14 protein-coding genes and 1 pseudogene are annotated in these 20,896 nt (G+C 59.0%); 3 read left to right on the forward strand and 12 right to left on the reverse strand.

Annotation, left to right across the window (positions count from 1 at the left end; genetic code table 11):
• Positions 1–9 precede the first annotated feature (9 nt).
• From recD to rppH, 12 genes are all read right to left on the reverse strand, one after another.
• Positions 10–1,845, reverse strand: coding sequence for an exodeoxyribonuclease V subunit alpha (gene recD / locus IYV58_RS22390; RefSeq protein WP_195729265.1), 1,836 nt, complete (start codon positions 1,843–1,845; stop codon positions 10–12).
• Positions 1,842–5,387: an exodeoxyribonuclease V subunit beta gene (gene recB, locus IYV58_RS22395; protein ID WP_195729266.1), complete on the reverse strand. Its 3,546-nt coding sequence runs from the start codon at positions 5,385–5,387 to the stop codon at positions 1,842–1,844. Before recB ends, recD begins: the two co-directional genes overlap by 4 nt.
• Positions 5,384–8,269, reverse strand: coding sequence for a pitrilysin (gene ptrA / locus IYV58_RS22400; RefSeq protein WP_112166506.1), 2,886 nt, complete (start codon positions 8,267–8,269; stop codon positions 5,384–5,386). The genes recB and ptrA overlap by 4 nt, the downstream gene beginning before the upstream one ends.
• A 275-nt stretch (positions 8,270–8,544) precedes the next feature.
• Positions 8,545–11,919: an exodeoxyribonuclease V subunit gamma gene (recC, locus tag IYV58_RS22405; RefSeq protein ID WP_142445212.1), complete on the reverse strand. Its 3,375-nt coding sequence runs from the start codon at positions 11,917–11,919 to the stop codon at positions 8,545–8,547.
• A 12-nt stretch (positions 11,920–11,931) separates the two neighbouring features.
• Positions 11,932–12,255: a prepilin-type N-terminal cleavage/methylation domain-containing protein gene (locus IYV58_RS22410; RefSeq protein ID WP_004124577.1), complete on the reverse strand. Its 324-nt coding sequence runs from the start codon at positions 12,253–12,255 to the stop codon at positions 11,932–11,934.
• Entirely contained in the window at positions 12,240–12,653 is a 414-nt protein-coding gene (locus IYV58_RS22415) for a DUF2509 family protein (protein ID WP_004124579.1), read from the reverse strand. Before IYV58_RS22415 ends, IYV58_RS22410 begins: the two co-directional genes overlap by 16 nt.
• The gene (locus tag IYV58_RS22420) at positions 12,650–13,213 is read right to left on the reverse strand and encodes a prepilin peptidase-dependent protein (RefSeq protein WP_004124581.1); all 564 of its coding nucleotides are present in this window, start codon (positions 13,211–13,213) and stop codon (positions 12,650–12,652) included. The genes IYV58_RS22415 and IYV58_RS22420 overlap by 4 nt, the downstream gene beginning before the upstream one ends.
• Positions 13,204–13,671 (reverse strand): prepilin peptidase-dependent protein, encoded by a 468-nt coding sequence (locus IYV58_RS22425; protein ID WP_004124582.1) that lies wholly within the window; start codon positions 13,669–13,671, stop codon positions 13,204–13,206. Before IYV58_RS22425 ends, IYV58_RS22420 begins: the two co-directional genes overlap by 10 nt.
• A 219-nt stretch (positions 13,672–13,890) precedes the next feature.
• Positions 13,891–14,685, reverse strand: a complete 795-nt coding sequence (gene thyA / locus IYV58_RS22430; RefSeq protein ID WP_004124584.1) for a thymidylate synthase — start codon at positions 14,683–14,685, stop codon at positions 13,891–13,893.
• A 6-nt stretch (positions 14,686–14,691) separates the two neighbouring features.
• The gene (lgt, locus tag IYV58_RS22435; RefSeq protein WP_004124587.1) at positions 14,692–15,567 is read right to left on the reverse strand and encodes a prolipoprotein diacylglyceryl transferase; all 876 of its coding nucleotides are present in this window, start codon (positions 15,565–15,567) and stop codon (positions 14,692–14,694) included.
• A gap of 295 nt (positions 15,568–15,862) precedes the next feature.
• Positions 15,863–18,109, reverse strand: a complete 2,247-nt coding sequence (ptsP, locus tag IYV58_RS22440) for a phosphoenolpyruvate--protein phosphotransferase (RefSeq protein WP_004124590.1) — start codon at positions 18,107–18,109, stop codon at positions 15,863–15,865.
• A 12-nt stretch (positions 18,110–18,121) separates the two neighbouring features.
• On the reverse strand, positions 18,122–18,652 hold the full coding sequence (rppH, locus tag IYV58_RS22445; RefSeq protein WP_004124593.1) for an RNA pyrophosphohydrolase: 531 nt from the start codon (positions 18,650–18,652) through the stop codon (positions 18,122–18,124).
• 453 nt (positions 18,653–19,105) lie between these two features.
• Here rppH and IYV58_RS28530 point away from each other — a divergent pair.
• The 3 genes and pseudogenes from IYV58_RS28530 to IYV58_RS22455 all read left to right on the forward strand — a co-directional run.
• A pseudogene (locus IYV58_RS28530) lies at positions 19,106–19,246 on the forward strand (hypothetical protein); the annotation flags it as partial.
• Positions 19,247–19,334: 88 nt separating this feature from the next.
• Positions 19,335–20,027 carry a DNA mismatch repair endonuclease MutH gene (gene mutH / locus IYV58_RS22450; protein WP_195729267.1) on the forward strand — a complete coding sequence of 231 codons (693 nt, stop codon included), beginning with the start codon at positions 19,335–19,337 and terminating at the stop codon, positions 20,025–20,027.
• Between the two features lie 85 nt (positions 20,028–20,112).
• On the forward strand, positions 20,113–20,826 hold the full coding sequence (locus tag IYV58_RS22455) for a TerC family protein (protein WP_004132983.1): 714 nt from the start codon (positions 20,113–20,115) through the stop codon (positions 20,824–20,826).
• Positions 20,827–20,896: the final 70 nt, after the last annotated feature.

Below are 20,896 nucleotides of genomic sequence, written 5' to 3' on the forward strand. Positions count from 1 at the left end.
GCCGGGCTCTCACCCGGCGGAAAAAATATCCCCCAGGCCGCTGCGGCGTTCGGTACGCGCGACAACCGCCTGGGTCAGCACCTGCTCATCGGCATAAATCGACAGCTGCCGTTTCGCACGCGTAATAGCGGTATAAACCAGCTCGCGGGTTACCAGCGGCACGCTGCGCGAAGGCAGGATCAGCGCCGCGTGATCGAACTCTGACCCCTGCGATTTATGAACCGTCATCGCCCAGGCGGTATCGTGCTCCGGCAGACGACTTGGCTGAACCGACTTGATGCTGCCATCGGGCATCGGGAACCAAACGCGCAGGCCATCGCCTCTTTCCAGCGCAATACCGATATCGCCGTTAAACAGCCCCAGCGCGCTGTCGTTGCGGGAGATCATCACCGGCCGTCCTTCATACCAGCGCGAATAGCGCGGCAGAGCAATCGCCCGCTTGCGGTTCAGCATCTGCTCCAGCTGTTCGTTCACGCCGCTAACGCCATAAGGACCATCGCGCAGCGCGCAGAGCAGCTGAAACTCGCTAAAGGCGGCAATCAGCTCTGCGGGCTCGGCCCGTTCACGCAGCAGCTGCAGAAAACGGCCGTAACCTGCCTGCGCCTGAACGAGCATCGCTTCATACTCCTCGGTGGAGCTCAGCGGATGCAGGGCGATATCGTCGAACGACTGACGCAGCGTCTCCCTGACCGCGCGGCGTTCACCGCTGTTCACCGCCCAGGCCAGATGACCGATACCGGAGTGGCGGCCAAAACGGTAGCTTTTTTGTAGCAGGCACAGGCTATCGCGCAGGGCGCCGGCAATCTCGCTTTCGCCTGCCGGCACCGGCTGACCGGTCAAGCGGCCAAGCTGCGCCGCCCGCGCCGGGGTGAACCCTGCATTAACCCACGCGCAAATATCCCCCAGCACCGCGCCGGCCTCTACCGAAGCCAGCTGATCGCGGTCGCCAAGGAAAATCACCCGCCCGTGTTCAGGCAGCGCCTCGATCAGGCGCGACATCATCGGCAGGTCAATCATTGAGGCTTCATCGACCACCAGCACGTCAAGATGCAGCGGGTTCCCGGCATGATAACGCATCCGCTGGCTTCCCGGCTGCGCGCCCAACAGGCGATGGAGGGTGCTGGCTTCGGTCGGCACCAGCGCCTTTTGTTCGTCGGTAAGAGGGAGGCGGCGCAGCGCAGCGCCGAGGGATTCAGTCAGGCGCGCGGCGGCTTTACCGGTCGGCGCCGCCAGACAAATACGGCAGCGCGGGCTGGTGTTGGTTTGAATCAACGCCGCCAGCAGTTTGGCGACGGTGGTGGTTTTACCGGTCCCGGGGCCGCCGGAGATCACCGAAATCCGTCGGGTCAGAGCAACCGCGGCAGCAACCTTTTGCCAGTCGATTTCATCCCCTGGCGGAAACAGCGCGTCGAGCGTCGAGGCCAGCCGGGTTTCATCTATCTCCAGCACCTGGTTGGCTTCGTTAAAGAAGCGCGCGACGGTTAATTCGTTGCGCCACATGCGGTTGAGATAGAGCCGTTCGCCGCAGAGGATCATCGGCGTCGGCCGCTCACCGCGGCTCACCGCTTCCGAATCGAGCAGCAGAGGCAGCCAGCCCTCCGCAGCGCCGGTCAGTTCAAGGATTTGCTCACTCAGAGCCGTTGTCTTTGCGCTCAGGAGTTCATCGTCGGCAAGACGTGAAATCGGCAGGCAGACGTGCCCCTCTCCGGCATCGCGGCTGAGAATTGCGGCAGTCAGCTTCACCGCCGGATGCGCCTCCTGCGCCACCATGAGCGCAAACTGGACGTCCAGCGGGCGCAGCAGGCGCTGTTCAACCGCCTGCTGCAACAGTTCATCCATGGTCATAGCACAACCTCCAGGGTTTCCCCGGCAAACAGCGCATCGAGGCCGTTAATCAGCGGCAGCGCCGGCCGGGTGGTGAAGATCCCCTGCCCGCCTTCCTGCCCGTCCATGCCGCGTAAAAAGAGATAAATAACGCCGCCGAAATGGCGTTCGTAATCATAATCGGCCATACGGTGGCGTAAATAGCGGTGCAGCGCCAGGCTATAGAGCTGATACTGCAAATCGTAACGATGCGAACGCATTGCCTGCCTCATCGCCTCCTGGGTATAAGCCTCGCGGTTTTCCCCAAGCCAGTTGGATTTGTAATCCAGCAGGTAGTAGCGGCCGTTGTGGCGAAACACCAGGTCGATAAAGCCTTTCAGCATCCCGCGCACCTGGCGGAAATCGAGCGTTGGGGTATCCACGGAGAGCGAATCATACTGACGAATCAGCGCATCCAGACGCAGGGGATCCAGCGGCTGTTCGATGGGGAGATAAAACGCCATCTCCACCTGTTTATCGCGCTCGCTCAGCTGATTGAGGGCGATCCCCGCGCCAGGCAGAGGGGTACGCAGTACGCCGTCGAGCCATGCGGTCAGCACGGGGGTCCACTTTTCCTCGAAGCCGCTCAACTGAAGTTTTTCCGCCATCCAGTCGGCGGGAATCGGCTGGGTAAAATCGAGATCTTCGAACAAACTGTGCAGAAACGTTCCCGGCGACGAGCCGCGCGGGAACTGGTGCGGCGTAAGCTGCGGCTCCTCCACGACCTTACCGACGCCAGCGGCATCGACATCCAATCGCGGCAGAAGATCCTGCGCCACGCTGTGTCCATTCTGCTGCAGGCCGGAATAGCTGGTGACCCGCCAGTCATCGGTCACCGACCGCTCAAGCATACGGGCTGAAAGCGGCGGCAGCTCCGCCTGCGGAGCCTGCCACGGCATCTGCGCCGCCATATCCGGCAGCTGCAGGGCAATGTCCCCGCTGCAGAACACCTGCAGGCGCGCCATCAGCCCCGCGGCATCCATCGCTTCCCCGCCCTGCAGCAGACGGCCCAGCGCGCTGTGATGAAAATCGCTGGCGCCAGGTTTGTCGCTGCGTCGGGTGCTGAGCGGCGCCACGCCAAGGCTACAGTGCCAGACCGCGCGGGTCAGCGCGACGTAAAGCAGACGTAAGTCTTCGGCCAGACGCTCGGCCTCCGCCAGCTCCATGCTGCCCTCATCCTGGCCCAGGTCGAGAACGGCGGCAAAGGAGCTTCTGTCGTGATAAAACGCCTGATCCTGCTTACGGAACCGCGCGATAAACGGCAGCCAGACCAGCGGATACTCCAGCCCTTTCGATTTATGGATGGTGACGATCTGCACCAGATGCTTATCGCTTTCCAGCCGCATCTGCTGGCTGGAGGCGTTGCTGTCCGGTTCGGCGATATGCTGCGCCAGCCAGCGCACCAGCGCATGTTCGCTCTCCAGCTGGTTCGCCGCCTCCTGAAGGAGCTCGCTGATATGCAGAATATCGGTCAGGCGCCGCTCGCCGCCGTTGGTCGCCAGCAGATTTTCAGCGATGCTCCGCGCGCTCATCAGCGCGCGGAGCATCGGCATGACGCCCCGCTGCCGCCAGACTTGCCGGTAGCGACTAAACTCCTCAACCAGCTCATCCCACGCCCGTTCGTCGTGATTGAGATTTTCGATATCCAGCGCGTTAAGGCCAAACATCGACGTCGCCAGCGCGCTGCGCAGCGTATTTTCGCGTTCAGGTGCCAACACCGCCTGGAGCAGCCACAGCAGCTCCTGCGCCTCCGGCGTTTCAAACACGCTATCGCGATTGGAGAGATACACGGAAGGAATCGACAGCAGCTGGAGGGCATCGCGGATTAAAGACGCTTCCTGGCGATTACGCACCAGTACCGTGATGTCTGAAGCCCGCACCGGCTCCGCTTTTTCACCGCGCCACAGCAGCGCCTTGCCCTGCTGGCCGGCACTGAGCCAGTCGCGGATTTGCGCCGCGCAGAGCTGAGCCATAAACGTCTGGTAATCCCCCGCGCCCACAGCCTCGCCCGACATCAGCCAGATATTCATCGCCGGTACCGCAGCATCATCGACGGTAAAGCGCAGCCCCTGGTTTTTATCGGCCGACTTCACCGGCATAAACGGGATTTCACGGAACATAAAGGGATTATCGCTGAGACTAAACAGGCGATTGACGCTGTCAACCATCCCCGGAGCGGAGCGCCAGTTGGTGTCGAGCGTATAGTGGGCGGTGACGTCCCCGCGCGCCTTCATATAGGTGAAAATATCCGCGCCGCGGAAGGCGTAGATAGCCTGTTTTGGGTCGCCAATCAGCAGCAGCGCAGTGTCCGCCTGACGCCGCCAGATGCGGCGAAAGATGCGGTACTGCTGCGGGTCGGTATCCTGAAATTCGTCGATCATCGCCACCGGAAAGCGCTGGCGAATCGCGCTTGCCAGCGCTTCGCCGCTCTCCCCGCGCAGGGCGTCATCCAGGCGGCTGAGCATATCGTCAAAGCCCAGCTCGCCGCGGCGGCGTTTCTCCCGCGCGACCGCTTCGCGGATTTCAACCATCGCCCTGGCGATCACCAGATCGGTCAGGGTTAACGGTGTCGCCAGCAGCGCTTCTACCGCGCTGAACAGCGGGTGTACTGGCGGCGCGCCGTCCGCTTTGGTGCGCTCAAGCAAGAAGACCTGGGAGAACTTCTCCAGCGCATCCGGAAGCTGGTAGCTCAGGGTCTCTTCCTGGGCCCAGGCGGTCACTTTCTCCAGCCATTTCCCCTGATTGCCGCGATTGAACTTGCGCCGGTCGAGGCCCGAGTTTTCCAGCACCGCCTCAACCTCGCCCACCTGTGCCAGCCACTGCTGCTTCAGCGCGTTGATGCGTTCGATAATTTGCTGATGGCGTTCGGCTAGCGTTTCGTCAGCCGGCGGCGGAGATTTAAGCTGCGGCGCCTCTCCCTGTAGCCAGCGGTCGATGGATTTCAACAGATCGCGCGGCCCTTTCCACGCTTCGTGGATAACCGCCGCGATTTCGCGCGGCAGCGGGTAGCAGTGGCGACGCCAGAAGTCGGCGCAGGCCTGATAGCGCAGGCGGGACTCGTCTTCAATCAGCTGCTGTTCGAACAGCATGCCGGACTCAAAGGCGTTGAGGCTCAGCATCCGCTGACAGAAGCCGTGAATGGTAAACACCGCCGCTTCGTCCATCTGGCGTTCGGCCAGCAGCAGCGTTTGCGCGGCCTGGGTTTTATCGGCGATTTCCGCCAGCAGCCCGGCGTAAAGCGGGTTGTCGGCGCTGTCGCGCAGGCAGGCGATACGCAGCTCGTGGATGTTGCTGCGAATACGCCCGCGCAGCTCTTCGGTAGCCGCTTCGGTAAAGGTCACCACCAGCAGCTCTTCCACGCTAACCTGCCGGGGAAAGGCGGATTCACCGCCCAGCCCCAGCAGCAGCCGCAGATAGAGCGCGGCGATGGTAAAGGTTTTTCCTGTGCCCGCAGAGGCTTCTATCAGGCGCTCGCCCGTCAGGGGCAAGCGCAGGGGGTCAAGAGACTCGGCGGTGTCGGTCATTCATTCTCTCGCATCAGGGGTAAGGATTTCTGCAATGCGCTGACGTTCTCCCAGACTTTGCCATCCTGAGGATGCGCGTATTCCGCCTTGCCATTCTGGCTACCGGAAACCTGGGAGAGCATTGCCATGCCCTGCGGATCCACCACCGTCTGATGGAAGAAGTCGGCAAGCTTTTGCGGCGTCAGCAGTTTAATCTGAGCCACTACTTTATCACGTGAATCGAAACGCATATTACCGCGATCGAAATCTTTGCTCAGCTTCGACGCTTCATCGCCCAGCGTTTGCGGCGCTTCCAGCATCTGACCAATTACCGCCTGCTGAATTTGCGCAAACTCTTCCGGCTTCATCGCCCGCAGTTTGGCTTCCGCCGTGGGGAAGAAGGCCTGGAAACGCTGCCAGAGATAAGCCGGCTGCTTATCGTTGCTTTGCAGCAGGAACCCCATCCCCCACTGGCGGCCCACGTTCATCGAGAAGGCGAAGACCGCGTAGCCCAGCTGTTCTTCCGTACGCAGCTGGTTATAGAACCACGGCTGTACGATTTGCCCGAGAAGCGAGCTGGCGGCGGAGCTGGCGTATTCGTCAACGTTCGGCGGCGCGAAGACGGCGGCCAGCGCGGAATCGGTGCTGTTGCCCGCTTTTTCAAAAATCGCCAGCTGTTTATGGTCGACCAGCACGTCTTTGTTGCGGCACCACTCGTTGCCGTCGGCGCCGAGCTGTTTTTGAATCTGCCGCGCCATGGCGGTGGATTGATCGGCGGTAAGATTACCGATGACCATCAGCTCCGGTCGCCCTTTCGCCTTGAGATTAGCGCGGTACTCCAGCACCTCTTTCAGCGTAATCGACGGCAGCAGCGCCCGCCGCTCTTCACGCTGGAAGTACGGCACCTGCGAAACCATCTGAATCGGCATGATCGCCTGATCATAGGCTTTGCCTTTATCCGCCGAATCCATCATCTGAGCGTACCAGGATTTGGCCTGCTCCAGCTGTTCTTCGGTTGGCGTATAGCTGAAGTAGCCGTCGAGCAGGGCGTTAAACAGCTCAGGCAGATGCTGGGTATAGCCGTTGGCGTTAACCATCAGGCCGTTATTCGCGCCGGTAGAGAAGCTGATCCCCCCGACCGCCGCCTGGTTGCTGAGCTGGTCGAGCGCAATGCCCGCCAGATAATCATTGAGCGCAAACATCACCTGGCGGCGGGCGCTGTCCATCGCCTGCGGGTTCCGCAGAACCAGCGAGATATCCGCTTTCGGTTCGCTGGCGAAGTACTGGCTCGGCGCGTAAATCACCCGCAGCGTCGGTTCATCAACGATCAGCTGCGGATGCGGGTAAGCCTTATCGTTTTTGATTAAGCTGAAATCATCCGGAATATAGGGGTTCAGCACCGGCAGCTTGAGGTCGATGGCGCTGGACTTCTGCTGCCAGTCGGCAAAGGTCTGCTCGCTGATTTTATCCACCTGATAGGGCGCATTGACAAAGTAGGCTGTCTTGTTATGTGGCTCTTTCGGGCTGATGTACCAGATGCGGGCATTTTGCGGCGTCATCATCGCCAGGCGGTCTTTGATTGCCTGCGGATCGTAGCGATCGGCAATGTTGACCACGTCCAGCGTATGCTCCACCGGCACGCGGATCATGGTGTCCGCCAGCCATTCGACGTAATCCATATTGCGGTTGATGGATGGGTAGCGGAAGTCGAGCGCCAGCACGTGGGCCAGCTCATCAAAATAGCGTTTATCAATCCCCTGGCTGCGCAGCAGATTGAGGTAGCTAAAGATGGCTGCGGTAACTTCATCGCGGTGTGCCAGACCTTTGTCCGTCAGGGTCGCAGATATCGCCAGCACCCCGCTGTTGCCGTTGACCACTGGGTCAGAGTCCGCGCGAATGCCTTCAACCAGCCCCTGCTTTTGCAGCCAGTCGGAGAGCGTGCCGGGACTGCGATTACCGATCATGTAGGTCACCAGCTCATCGGTTTTGCTGCGGAACTTGTCGCTATTGTTATCAATGCGGAATTCCACGCGCAGCACTTTACGCGGCATCGCCGGGACGTAGTGAATGATAATGCCCTTTTGCGCATCGGTCACCACCGGGACGGTAATCTCCGGTTTGCTGATATCGTGGTTCGGCACGCGACCGTAGGTGGCCGCCGCGATGCTTGCCAACTCCGGCAGAGGCTTGTTGCTGTAGATCACCGCCTTCATCAGGTTGGCGGAATACCAGCTATCGCGGAAAGCGTGCAGGGCATCAAGCACCGGTTTGCCGGGCTTATCGCTCAGCGTTTCAAGGTTACCGCCGGAAAACTGCGAGCCGGGGTGCGCCGGGTTGATGGTTTCCGCGCTAACCTGCGCCATTCGCATCCCGTCCCGGGTACGCGCCATCGTGAGCTCGGCATTCACCGCATTACGCTCGCGGTCGGCATATTTTTTATCCAGCAGCGGCGCGGCGATGGCGTCGGCCAGGCGATCGACCGCGCCGTCGAGGGCGTCGTTTTCCACTTCAAGATAGAAGGCGGTGCGATACGGCGCGGTGCTGGCGTTGTGGCTGCCACCGTGCATTTTGAGATACTCTGCGAGGCTATCCGGCTGCGGGTACTTTTTCGAGCCCATCAGCGTCATATGCTCCAGGAAGTGGGCCAGCCCTTGATGCTCGGCGGGATCCTGCAGCGATCCCACGGGAACGACCAGCGCCGACAGCGATTTTACCGCCTGGGGATCGGAAACCAGCAGCACCACCATGCCGTTATCGAGGCGGATCGCCTGATATTGACGGGTATCTTTGTCGCTTTTACGGATGGTTTCCTGGATCGGTTGCCATCCGGTGTCTGCCTGACTTAACGGCGCCCAGAGGGCGGCCAGTAAAACAATAACCTTGAACCATAAACTGCGGGGCATTCACGGACCTCATCATTAACAAACCTGGCGCTGCATAATTGGCAGCCTTAGAGCTTTTCCCGGTAGGTGTCATTGTTGCAGCCAGTTTGGACGCGGACAGCGCGGAACAACCGGAGCGTACACATAGTACGTGAGGATTGTGAGCACTGCCCAAGCCCAAACAGGCAAATAAAATAACCTAATGGGATAAGCTCTTAATAAAACATCAGTCCGTGATTCGCTGCGCATCATAATTGAACTGCCGTCCAGTGCGCAATTTTTATACTATTACAATGTTATTCGGACTGATGGAAACGAAACACCGGTAGCAAATAACGCTGCGTATGCGTAAGGATCTCTTCATAGTATTCTGGTTCCAGGGTACGCCACAGGCGCTGATACCAGACGTCGGTACCTTCACCGCTGACCACCATGTTCCCTTCATAAGCCTGTAGAAATTTACTGCGCGCTTTTTGCTGCGTCTCTTCGTCCATTAACATGACATCCTTTTCGGCGTCATAACAGACTTTTAGCCATGCGCCGCCGCTTTCCGGCAGCAGCAGCAGCGGTTTGGACATTCCCTGCAGGTAACCGTCAACCAGATCGTTAAGGTAGCCCTGGGCCTGCTCCTGCGCCAGCGGTGGAAAACGCCACTGGCCCTCTTTACGCACAAACAGCCGACTTTCGCCGCTACCGCCGCTAGCACAATAGACAAGATGCTCCAGCCAAAGTTGCATCCCTTGGGCCACGCTTAATAGCGAAGGCCGCCAGCGCAGCAAACCGTCGGATTGTACCTGCTGCAGCCAGCCAGTTATGTTGACTCCGTTGCATTGCAGATCGATTTCCATGCTTTGCCCCGGCTGGCGGCAGGCAATCACCCGTTCGGCCAGGTTTTGCATCTCCTGACGCTGGGTTTCCCAGGCCAGCTCGCCGAAAGCGCCGTAGGGTAGCTCGCCGGCGGCACGGAAGCGGCGATACATCGCCGAGGCGTCCTGCTCTTCAATCAGGGTGTTGAGCAGCTGCTGGTTCAGCTGATAGCGGCTCAGCCCTTCGAGGATAAAAGGTTCATCGTCGGGGATCTCGCTCTCCTCCGAGCGGAAATTCACCCGCAGCCGCTGCTGAAAGAAGGCGCGAACGGGGTGTTGCCAGAAGCGCAGCAGCTGTTCGAAAGGTAAGCGATCGATTTCCGGCGCCGGCAGCGGCTGGATGAACGCGCTGTGCGCTTCCCCCTGCTGGCTGGCGGCCGCCAGCCATTCCCGGGCATAGCTTTGATCTTCATTGGCCAGAAAATTAGCGGCATCGAAAGGCATGCGGGTATGTAGATGCGTGATGTGCTCCTTGACGCGGCGTTCGCTGGCATCGCAGTCCAGCTCCTCGTCGCCCTCCAGGCAATGGCTCTGGCCGATGTAGTCCGACAGCTCCTGAACCAGAACGGAGGGATAGCGTTCACTGTTATCCTGAATAGAACGGCCGATATAGCTGATGTACAGCTTCTGTTCGGCCGACATCAGGGCTTCAAGGAACAGATAGCGGTCGTCATCGCGACGGCTACGGTCGCCGCGCTGCGGCTTCTGGCTCATTAAATCAAAGCCCAGCGGCGCCAGGGTGCGCGGATAAACGCCGTCGTTCATTCCCAGCAGGCAGACCACCTTGAAAGGAATCGAACGCATCGGCATCAGGGTACAAATATTGACTGGGCCGGCGAGAAAGCGCTGGCTGATACGCTGCTGATCGAGCCTCTGGGACAGCTCATCGCGGAGTAGCGACAGCGGTACCGTTTCGCCATATTGCGCGTCGACGCCGCCGTCAATCACCGCCTGCCACTGCTGTTCTATCAGCGCCAGGGCGGCCTCCGTTTCGCTGTCCGGAAGGAAGAAGTCGTTCAGAAGGTCTCGGCATAGCGGCAGCCACTCGGCTAATGGGCGATCCTGGGCCAGCCCGCGACGCCAGAGATTGAGCTGCATCAGCAGCGACGCCAGGTTGCCCACCAGCTCGGCGATAAGACCGCTCGACTCATCATAAGGCAGCACCGAGCGCCACTCCCCCTCGCTGCTGTCCATGGCGTAGCCCAATAGCATACGCGTCAGGCCAAAGCGCCAGGTATGCTGGCCGGTAGCAGGGAGGTCGAGCTCGCGCACGTTGTCGTCATCCATTCCCCAGCGTACGCCGGATTCGTTAACCCACTGGCGCAGGTAGCGCAGCCCCTCTTCGTCGATGTTAAAGCGCGCGGCCAGTACCGGAACGTCGAGCAGCGCCAGCACGTCTTCGCTGGCGAAGCGGCTGTCGGGCAGCGAAAGGAGAGTGATAAACGCCTGCAGCGCCGGATGCGATTCACGGGCGCGCCGGTCGGATATCGCCCACGGCAGCCAGCGCTCGCCGCTGGCGCTGCCGAAGACCGCCTGGATATAGGGGCTGTAGCTATCGATATCCGCCACCATGACGATAATATCGCGCGGGGTGAGTTCGGGATTCTCTTCCAGCATCGCCAGCAGCCGGTCGTGCAGCACCTCAACCTCGCGCTGCGGGCTGTGGCAGACATGAATCGTCAGGCTACGGTCATCCGCGGCCAGCAGCCGCTTGCTGCCGCTGTTGGCAAACTCCTCGGCGCTGCGCCCGGCCACCGCCGCATTGCGCAGCTCAAGAATATCCGCCTGCAGATTATGCAACAGGTTATCCGGCGCGATATCGACAAAGGCGTCCAGCTCTTCATAGCGCTCAAGACCCGCCAGCAGATAAATATAGTCGCGCCCCAGCTTGCCCCAGGAAGCCAGCAGCGGATTACCCACATCCTGCTCCCCGGCGTCGTTGAACAGCCCTGGAGCCTGTTCCGTATCGCGAAACAGCGGCAGCGCTCGCGTCGTTTCGCGGTGGTGACGGCGCTGGCGGGACAGCAGTTTTGCGAGAAATGCCGGGTCTTTAATGTCGCCCCAGTAGTAGCGACACGGGTTAGTGAAAAGGACATAGACGTCGACATGCTTACCCAACGCCTGTAGCGCCTGCAGATATACCGGCGGCAGCGCCGAAATCCCGCAAATAAAGACTCGCGACGGCAGCCCGGCGGGCGGCTCTTCGGCCGCTTCAAGCGCGCTGATAAAGCGTTGGTACAAATTGGCGCGATGCCACAGCGGCTGGCCCAGCTCGGCGGTATATTCCACGAGAGCTTTCCACAGCGGCGCCTGCCACTCCTGCGCATCGCCCAGGCCGTCCACGCGCCGATCGGCCTCCCAGCGCATCAGCCACTCGGGGCGATAAACCAGATACTGGTCATAGAGATCGGCGACTCTGGCGGCCAGCTGGAACAGCTTACGCTTGTCGCTATCGTCGTGCAGGTAGTGGCGCAGTAGCGTAAAGGATTCATCGTCAAGCCGCTGCGGTAGCAGGGTCATGAGTTTCCAGCTCATACTTTGTTTGCTGAACGCGCTTTCTCCGGGAATATCTTTCAGTACCCGCACGAACATATCCCAGATAAAGCTGGCGGGCAGCGGGAACTCAATGTTGGCCGCGATGCCGAAGCGCTGCGCCAGCGTCATCTGTAGCCACTGCGCCATCCCGGTACTCTGCACCAACACCATTTCCGGCATAAAAGGGTCATCCAGCCGCTGGCGCTCGACGATAAACTCCATCAACGCTTCAAGCACATCCAGACGGTTTGAGTGGTACACCCTTAACATATTCGCTCCTGGTTACTGACTGACCGGGCAATGCAGCCGGGTCATCTGCGCCCGCCTGGCTGCGGGCATGGTGATCGTTACCGTGATGCTGACACATCTTTGCACCGATGTCTGCACACGGGATACCTGGCGATTCGCGGGAATCACCGGTGGGCTAAGCTGAGCGAATCGCCACGCATCGCGCCACAGCTGACGGTACTGGTTAAGCTGCATAAAGCCGTTGGCCAGCCCTCGCTGATAGCCGGCCAGCGCGGTCACGGTTGCGATAAGCAAGACTAAAGCCAGCAACGTTTCAGGCAGGCTAAACCCTCTCTGCCGCCTCAGGGCATCTGGCATAGGCTCGCCTCCTTTAACGGGCAAAAATCGCTCCAGCCGTGAGGCGAAAAGCGAACGCGGCTTTGTTCGATTGCGCCTGACTGCCACAGCAGCATGCCGCCGCCATCGCTGCCGCCAATTAGCAATACCGAGGCGTCGCTAAAGATCCGCAGGCAGGCGCGCCAGCCGAGCGCCGCGTTCTGCTGGCAGCTAATCGTTTCCTGAAGAGACCAGGCGAGCCCCTTCCCCCACTGCAGCGCAGAATGCGCGCCAGCGGCATCGCGAAGCGCCTGTGTTTCGCTGGCCGTCTGCGCTAACAGCGAACGCTGCTGCTGGTTCAGCCCCTGGAGTAATAAACTGCCGAGCGCTAAAAGCAGCAGTACCATCAGTAGCGAAGAGAGCCCGCGCTGGCGATTCACAGGTTATATCCCGTTACGGCGTATTCCGCCCGCGCGCGGATTTGCGGGTCGGCGACCGAGTGCGCCGCCAGCGCGATCGATAATTCAGGCGAGAAGCCCGCCCTCTCCAGGCGCGTAACCTGAAACGCGGTGACCTGAATCGCCGCCGGGTTGGTCATTTTCTCCCAGCCTTTGCCGCTACAGGCGCTTGCTCCGCGCAGGGTTTCCAGCGCGCCATCGCGCAGACGAAACCCGGTGGTATCCGATTCCGATGACGGCGCGCTATTCCAGACGCCATCGCTGTTGCTATCCCAACTCACCAGCAGGCAATCACCGCCGCCTGCAATATACAGCGCCTGCCCGCGACAGAGGCCACGGCAATAGCCGGCGCGCTGCAGGTGCTTCGCTACGGTGTAGATTCGCTGCCAGAGCTCATTTTCCAGCGACTGCTGGCGGGTCTGGCGAAGCGTAGCCCACTGCAGCGCCGGGAGAAAACGCGCGCTGCCGAGCAGCAGTACGGAGCTGATAGCCATCGCGATCAGCGTTTCCGGTAGCGAAAAACCGCGGCATGTTACAGGCATGATGCTATCTCCTCGCCGCGACAGAGGCGGATTCGCCCCCAGTTTGAAACGATTATGTTCCAGCCGCCGGCCGCGCTTTGCAGGCGGATATGCCCGGCCCAGGCGGTATTACGCAGGCCATAGAATCCCAGCCCCGGCGTCATCGCGCTGAGCGAAACCTCCGGCCAGAGCGGTTGCAGCGTGAAAGCGTTCCTGACGCTACAGTCGGCCATCGGCCCGCTGGCGCTCAGGCACCACCCCGCCGCGCCCTGGCCGACGCTTAACACTCTATCGCGGTTGTGCCAGTTGGCGTCATCGCGTAGCAGCACCAGGTAGTCGCGGACCTGACAGGCGGTTTGCCACAAGCGCTGCTGCCGTTGCCAGCTCTGCCAGCCGTAAAGCCCGCTGGCGCCAAGAATGACGACCACGACCATCGTGACCAGGGTTTCAATCAGGGTGTAGCCATGTTCTCTGTTCATGGCCCAAGTATGCGGAGCATTGAGGCTTTATTCGAACAGTAAAATGCGGGTTTGCGTCGCGCTTCAGAGAGTATTTATGGTATTGCAACGGGTTGCAGAGACGCAGGATACCTGCTCGCAAAAAAGTCTTCTGACAGCGGGTTACTGCGCCGTTTGGCCTTGCTGGCGCATAAAAAAACCGGCGCTCGCAGGCACCGGTTTTTTGTCGTCACTTCCGGGTTAAATCGCCACTGGCGCTTTAATCCCCGGATGGGGGTCGTAGCCTTCGATTTCGAAGTCTTCAAAACGGTAGTCGAAAATCGATGCCGGCTTACGTTTGATCACCAGCTTCGGCAGCGCCCGTGGTTCGCGGCTCAGCTGCAGGTGCGTCTGCTCCATGTGGTTGCTGTACAGGTGCGTATCACCGCCGGTCCAGACAAAATCGCCCACTTCGAGGTCGCACTGCTGCGCCACCATATGCACCAGCAGCGCGTAGCTGGCGATATTGAACGGCAGGCCGAGGAATACATCGCACGAGCGCTGATAGAGCTGGCAGGAGAGCTTGCCGTCGGCGACGTAGAACTGGAAGAACGCGTGGCACGGGGCCAGCGCCATTTTGTTCAGCTCGCCGACGTTCCATGCCGAGACGATAATCCGGCGAGAATCCGGGTCGTTCTTCAGCTGTTCCATCACCGTGCTGATCTGGTCGATATGACGGCCGTCCGGCGCGGGCCAGGAACGCCACTGCTTGCCGTAGACCGGCCCCAGATCGCCGTTTTCATCCGCCCACTCGTCCCAGATAGTGACGTTGTTTTCGTGCAGATACGCCACGTTGGTGTCACCCTGCAGGAACCACAGCAGTTCATGGATGATGGAGCGCAAATGACAGCGTTTGGTCGTCACCAACGGGAATCCTTCCTGCAGGTTAAAACGCATCTGGTGGCCGAAGATAGAGACGGTGCCGGTACCGGTGCGGTCATTTTTTTGCGTGCCCTCGTCGAGCACTTTCTGCATCAAATCAAGATACTGTTTCATGGTTCCTCAAGAATTTTGTTGCTGCGGACGACAACGGTACGCCCAGACCATCATGATGATACCCGCAAGCACCATCGGGATCGAAAGAATCTGACCCATGCTGATGTACTGTACCCAGCCGCCGGTGAACTGCGCATCGGGCTGGCGGAAAAACTCCACGATGATGCGGAACAGACCATAGCCAATCAGGAACAGACCGGAAACCGAACCTGCCGGACGCGGCTTGCGGATAAACAGGTTCAGGATCAGGAACAGCACGACGCCTTCCAGCGCCAACTCATAGAGTTGGGAAGCGTGACGCGGCAGCGCGCCGTAGGTATCGAACAGCGATTGCCACTCAGGATGTGACGGCAGCAGCGCCAGGTCTTCCGCCCGAGAGCCGGGGAAAATCATGGTGTAGTGGAAGTTCGGATCGACGCGGCCCCACAGTTCGCCGTTGATAAAATTGCCCAGACGCCCGGCGCCGAGGCCAAACGGAATCAGCGGCGCAATAAAATCGGAAACCTGGAAGAAGGTACGCTTCGTGCGTTTGGCGAAAATGATCATCACCAGAATCACGCCGATCAGGCCGCCGTGGAAGGACATACCGCCGTCCCAGACGCGGAACAGATAGAGCGGATCGTCGAGGAACACCGGTAGGTTGTAGAAGAAGACATAGCCAAGACGCCCGCCGAGGAAAACCCCAAGGAAGCCAGCGTACAGCAGGTTTTCAACTTCGTTTTTTGTCCAACCGCTGCCCGGACGATTGGCCCGACGGGTGGCCAACCACATCGCAAATATAAACCCAACCAGGTACATCAGGCCGTACCAGTGAAGGGAGACCGGTCCAATGGAAAAAATTACCGGATCAAACTCCGGAAAATGCAGGTAGCCACTATTCATCTGTCACCATAAACACTTGTTATTCCGCCGAAAGTGGACAGCGGGGATCGTTCGCGCGCGTCAGAAACGGGCGCTCCAAAGGCTGCGAATGATAGCATAAGCGCGAAGGGCGATCCGCGCCGGACATGTAAAAGATATGTATACGAATGCGAATTCGCGGTTGAGCATTCCCGGAGGCGGCGCGCTGCGCCTGTCCGGACGACCCAACCCTCAGGCCGCTCGAATCTCGTCAGCGTTGTCCCGGGTCACGGCTAACGCCTTACCCGGGCTACAAATTCATGAACCGTAGCCCCCGCTACCGGCCGCCGCGAATCAGGCCGCCGAGTCCGCGTCGCTCCATAAAAGCCGCGACCTGATGGCGCACTTCGGCGGTCATCTGCGCGTCCAGGCTACGCTGGGAAAGCTCCTGGGCTTCATTGATATCGATGCGCCGCAGCAAATACTTCACTCTCGCCACCGAACGACCGTTCATCGACAGATGGCGATAGCCCATCCCGATCAGGATCGTCACGCACATCGGATCGCCCGCCATTTCGCCGCACAGGCGCAGGTCGATACCAAAACGCTCGGCGTCGCGGGCAATCATCGCCAGCGCCCGCAGTACGCCCGGATGCAGGCTGTCGTACATACTGGCGACCCGGGTATTGTTGCGATCCACCGCCAGAATGTACTGGGTCAGGTCGTTGGTGCCAACGGAGATAAAATCAACGCGGTTCGCCAGCTGCGGCAGCATAAAGACCATCGACGGCACTTCCAGCATCACGCCAAGACGCGGGCGGGGAATGGCGTAGCCAATCATCTCCTCCACTTCGCGGCTGGCGCGATCGATCAGGCGACGAGCCTCATCCACTTCATCGAGACTGGTGACCATCGGTAGCAGGATGCTGAGGTTTCCGGTTGCCGCGTTGGCCCGCAGCATCGCGCGGACCTGTACCAGAAAGATCTCCGGCTGATCGAGCGTGATCCGAATGCCGCGCCAGCCAAGGCACGGATTCTCTTCGCTAATCGGCATATACGGCAGCTGTTTATCCGCCCCGATGTCCAGCGTGCGCAGGGTGACCGATTTCTCGTTGAACATCTGCAGCATGCCCTGATACTGGGCAACCTGCTCCTCTTCAGACGGGAAGCCGCTTTGCAGCATAAAGGGGATTTCGGTACGGTAAAGGCCGATACCGTCGACGAAATTGCCGAGCTTTTCTTCGTGCTCGGGGCTGAGGCCCGCGTTGAGCATCACTTTTACCCGCTCGCCGCTTTTCAGTTCGGAAGCGCGTTCAAGATCGTCCTCAGCCAGGCGGCTAAGCTCGTTCTCTTCGCTGATCAGGCGCTGATACTCTTGCAGCAGCACCGGCTCCGGGTCGACCAGCAGCTCGCCGCGATAGCCGTCGACAATCAGAGTATGCCCGTGCAGCAGCGAAGGCTGAATATCCGCGCCCATCACCGTCGGAATGCCCAGCGCGCGCACCATAATCGCGGCATGGGAGTTGGCCGCGCCATCGCGCACCACCACGCCGGCTAAACGATCCTGAGGAACCTCCGCTAAGGTGGTGGCCGACAGTTCATCCGCCACCAGCACGATACGCTCCGGCCAGGTGTTTGGCCCCTGAATACTGTCATCAAGATGGAAAAGCAGCCGCTGGCCCAGCGTGCGCAGATCGCCCGCGCGCTCTTTCAGATAGCCGTCGCTGAGCGCGGCAAACTGTTCGGCAAACTTCTCGATGATCTTCTTCACCGCCCATTCAGCCACCGCGCCTTTATCGACTTCGGCGAACAGTTCGCGGCGCAGGCGCGCGTCGGAAAGCAGATGCGAATAGAGGTCAAAGATAGCCGCCGTCTCTTTCTGCGCGCCGGCAGAGTAGCGCTTGCTGTAGCGGCGAAACTCATTCGCCGCCTCTTCCAGCGCGCCGGTCAGCCGCTCGCGCTCGGAAGCGGTATCGAGCGTCGAGGCTTCATACACCTGCTCCATCAGCGGCAGGCTGACGTCCATCCAGCCTTCGGCAATCGCCACGCCTGACGAGGCGGGCAGCGCGCGGATGCGGGTCTGACGGTATTGACCAAACAGCGCGTTCAGCTGGGACTGAGAGAGAATGCCGGCGATTTGCGTGGCCAGAGTGACCAGAAATGATTCTTCGCTTTCGTCAAACTGGCGCAGTTCGCGCTGCTGCACGACCAGCACGCCGAGCAGCTGACGCCGCTGGATAATCGGCACGCCGAGGAAGGCGCGAAAACGGCCCTCTTTTACTGCGGGAATGTATTTAAAGCTGGGGTGCTTTTGCGCGTCGGCGAGGTTAATGGGTTCCGCCAGGCGGCCCACCAGGCCGACCAGGCCTTCGTCAAAAGCAAGCGCAACGATGCGCCCGCGGGGCTTTTTCAACCCGCGCGTCGCCATCAGGTAATAACAGCGTCGGTCATTGTCAGCCAGATAAACCGAACAGACTTCCGTCTCCATCGCGGCGCAGATATCGGTGACCAGGATATCCAGCGCCTCGTTTAAACGCGGCGCACTCGCGACCTTCTCGACTATTTCTCGCAACCGAGTGAGCATAATGTGCGTGGCTTAACCTCTTTTACGTCGATATGCAGGCGCGCTTTGCGGCTTAGGCGTGCTTTCCGCCAGCGCCATCGTGACGCTGGCGAACTCTTTCATCACCCTGCGGTATACGTCGCGCTTAAACGACACCACCTGGCGCACCGGGTACCAGTAGCTTACCCATCGCCAGCCATCAAACTCAGGTGTACTGCTGGTTTGCATATTGACATCCGCATCGCTGCCGATCAATTGCAGGAGAAACCACTTCTGTTTCTGGCCGATACATACCGGCTTAGTGTCCCAACGCACCAAACGTTTAGGCAATTTGTAACGCAACCAGTTACGGGTTGAAGCGAGGATCCGCACATCTTTGCGGCTTAACCCGACTTCTTCGAACAATTCCCGATACATCGCTTGCTCTGCTGATTCTCCTGGATTTATGCCCCCTTGCGGGAACTGCCACGAGTGCTGACCATAGCGCCTGGCCCACATAACCTGGCCCTGGCGATTACAGATTACAATACCGACATTTGGGCGGTAGCCATCGTCATCAATCACCGGACTACCTCAAAATAAGCTTCAATGTGAATGATTGTTTCACACTCGCTGGAAACGGTAAACCACTCTGTGAGAGCGATGAGTTCGAATAACATTTGAATAACTCACAGTAATACCCAGAGTTATAAACAGCGAAAGCCATACCCGGACGATTTTATTCACTTTTTCTGTGGATAGAGTTGTGAAGAAGTATGGAATTAACCCGGGAAAACCCGGAATCATCCGAACGGCGTAGCCATAACCATTAATAATAATGATCTAATTTTCATTATGTTAGCATGTTTAAATTTCATAATTCACAGTATAACGTGACGATCATCACATAAGCGATCCTGGAACTGATGAAAGATCGAGCAATGTTGATTTTATCCACAGATTACACAAGCGAGCTGGGCATATTTTGTCTAAAAACTCGATTTTCCTCTCACGTCAAGGCTGTAAATGGAAACAGTAGTGGCGCTTTTCCCCAGTTATCCCATTTTTCTGTGGATAACAGGGTGTAAGATCCTGTTCATTGTCGGTGACCAGTTCTGGAAAACCCGGTTTCACCATTTTCACAGCGACAAAAAAATGAAAAAAAAGCCATACGAATCATCAAATTGTCATACTTACTCAAGAAAAGGTAAACTCTATCCACAATGGATGAAATTACTGCTCACTTTTTAGCCAGAGGTTTTACGTTATGCCGACCATCGCGCCGCTCTTATCCCCCCCGCAAAGCCAGGAGCAACTTCTGGCCCAGGCGCAGCAGTTGGCAGGCTATTCGCTGGGTGAACTGGCCCAGCTTGCCGGGATTCCGATTCCGCGCGATTTAAAACGCGATAAAGGCTGGATCGGCATTCTGCTGGAGATATGGCTGGGCGCCAGCGCAGGCAGTAAGCCGGAGCAGGATTTCGCCGCCCTCGGCGTCGAGCTGAAAACGATCCCCATCGATTCTTCAGGCCGCCCGCTGGAAACCACCTTCGTCTGCGTCGCGCCGCTCACCGGCAACAGCGGCGTGACCTGGGAGAGCAGCCACGTGCGCCATAAGCTCAAGCGCGTGCTGTGGGTGCCGATAGAGGGCGAGCGGACGATCCCTTTGGCCGATCGCCGCGTCGGCGCTCCGCTGCTGTGGAGCCCCAGCGAAGAAGAAGATCGCCAGCTGCGGATGGACTGGGAAGAGCTGATGGATCTGATCGTGCTCGGCCAGGTCGAACGTATTACCGCCCGCCATGGCGAAGTGCTGCAGCTGCGCCCGAAAGCGGCAAACAGCAAAGCGCTGACCGAGGCCGTCGGCGCCCGCGGCGAGCCGATCCTCACCTTACCGCGCGGTTTCTACCTGAAGAAAAACTTTACCGCCGCCCTGTTGGCCCGCCACTTCCTTCTCTCCTCCTAAATAACGGCCTGCGGATGATTATTTTTTTGTTCTGCCGTAGCGGTTGCATATAATCGCATCTTTCTATTTTGCAGGACTTTGAACGATGTTATTTGCATGGGTAACCGATCCTAACGCCTGGCTGGCGCTTGGTACGCTGACGCTGCTGGAGATAGTGCTCGGGATCGATAATATTATTTTCCTCTCTCTGGTGGTCGCTAAGCTGCCCACGGCGCAACGGGCTCACGCTCGCCGCATTGGGCTAATGGGTGCGATGATCATGCGTCTGGCGCTGCTGGCGTCAATCGCGTGGGTCGTCAAGCTCACCAATCCGCTCTTTACCGTGTTAGGCCAGGAGATCTCGTTTCGCGATCTGATCCTGCTGCTGGGCGGGCTATTCCTGATCTGGAAGGCGAGTAAAGAGATTCACGAATCCATTGAAGGCGAAGAAGAAGGGCTGAAAACCAACGTCCATTCCTTTATGGGCGCTATCGTGCAGATTATGCTGCTGGATATTATTTTCAGTCTCGATTCGGTGATCACCGCCGTCGGGCTGTCGGACCATCTGTTTATCATGATGGCGGCAGTGGTCATCGCGGTGCTGGTAATGATGGTCGCCGCTCGTCCGATAGGCGATTTTGTTGACCGCCATCCTTCGGTGAAAATGCTGGCGCTGTCGTTTTTGATCCTCGTCGGCTTCACGCTGATGCTCGAAAGTTTCGACGTGCACGTGCCGAAAGGCTACATCTACTTCGCGATGTTCTTTTCGATTGCAGTTGAAAGCCTCAACCTGCTGCGCAATAAAAAAAATCCGCTGTAGCCCGCTAAAATGCAGCCCTGAAACGGGCTGCAATCCTTTTTTAAGACTTAACTGCTTTTTATGTCTCATA

It is taken from the genome of Klebsiella sp. BDA134-6 (assembly GCF_015601345.1).
GTDB classification, from domain to species: Bacteria; Pseudomonadota; Gammaproteobacteria; order Enterobacterales; family Enterobacteriaceae; genus Klebsiella; species Klebsiella grimontii.

Bases quoted from the DNA above. Each gene is read 5' to 3' on its own strand.
- IYV58_RS22455 (WP_004132983.1), top strand. From the start codon at position 20,113: ATGTTATTTGCATGGGTAACCGATCCTAACGCCTGGCTGGCGCTTGGT.
- recC (WP_142445212.1), bottom strand. From the start codon at position 11,919: ATGTTAAGGGTGTACCACTCAAACCGTCTGGATGTGCTTGAAGCGTTG.
- IYV58_RS22425 (WP_004124582.1), bottom strand. From the start codon at position 13,671: ATGAACAGAGAACATGGCTACACCCTGATTGAAACCCTGGTCACGATG.
- IYV58_RS22420 (WP_004124581.1), bottom strand. From the start codon at position 13,213: ATGCCTGTAACATGCCGCGGTTTTTCGCTACCGGAAACGCTGATCGCG.
- thyA (WP_004124584.1), bottom strand. From the start codon at position 14,685: ATGAAACAGTATCTTGATTTGATGCAGAAAGTGCTCGACGAGGGCACG.
- mutH (WP_195729267.1), top strand. From the start codon at position 19,335: ATGCCGACCATCGCGCCGCTCTTATCCCCCCCGCAAAGCCAGGAGCAA.
- IYV58_RS22410 (WP_004124577.1), bottom strand. From the start codon at position 12,255: ATGCCAGATGCCCTGAGGCGGCAGAGAGGGTTTAGCCTGCCTGAAACG.
- recB (WP_195729266.1), bottom strand. From the start codon at position 5,387: ATGACCGACACCGCCGAGTCTCTTGACCCCCTGCGCTTGCCCCTGACG.
- ptrA (WP_112166506.1), bottom strand. From the start codon at position 8,269: ATGCCCCGCAGTTTATGGTTCAAGGTTATTGTTTTACTGGCCGCCCTC.
- lgt (WP_004124587.1), bottom strand. From the start codon at position 15,567: ATGAATAGTGGCTACCTGCATTTTCCGGAGTTTGATCCGGTAATTTTT.
- recD (WP_195729265.1), bottom strand. From the start codon at position 1,845: ATGACCATGGATGAACTGTTGCAGCAGGCGGTTGAACAGCGCCTGCTG.
- ptsP (WP_004124590.1), bottom strand. From the start codon at position 18,109: ATGCTCACTCGGTTGCGAGAAATAGTCGAGAAGGTCGCGAGTGCGCCG.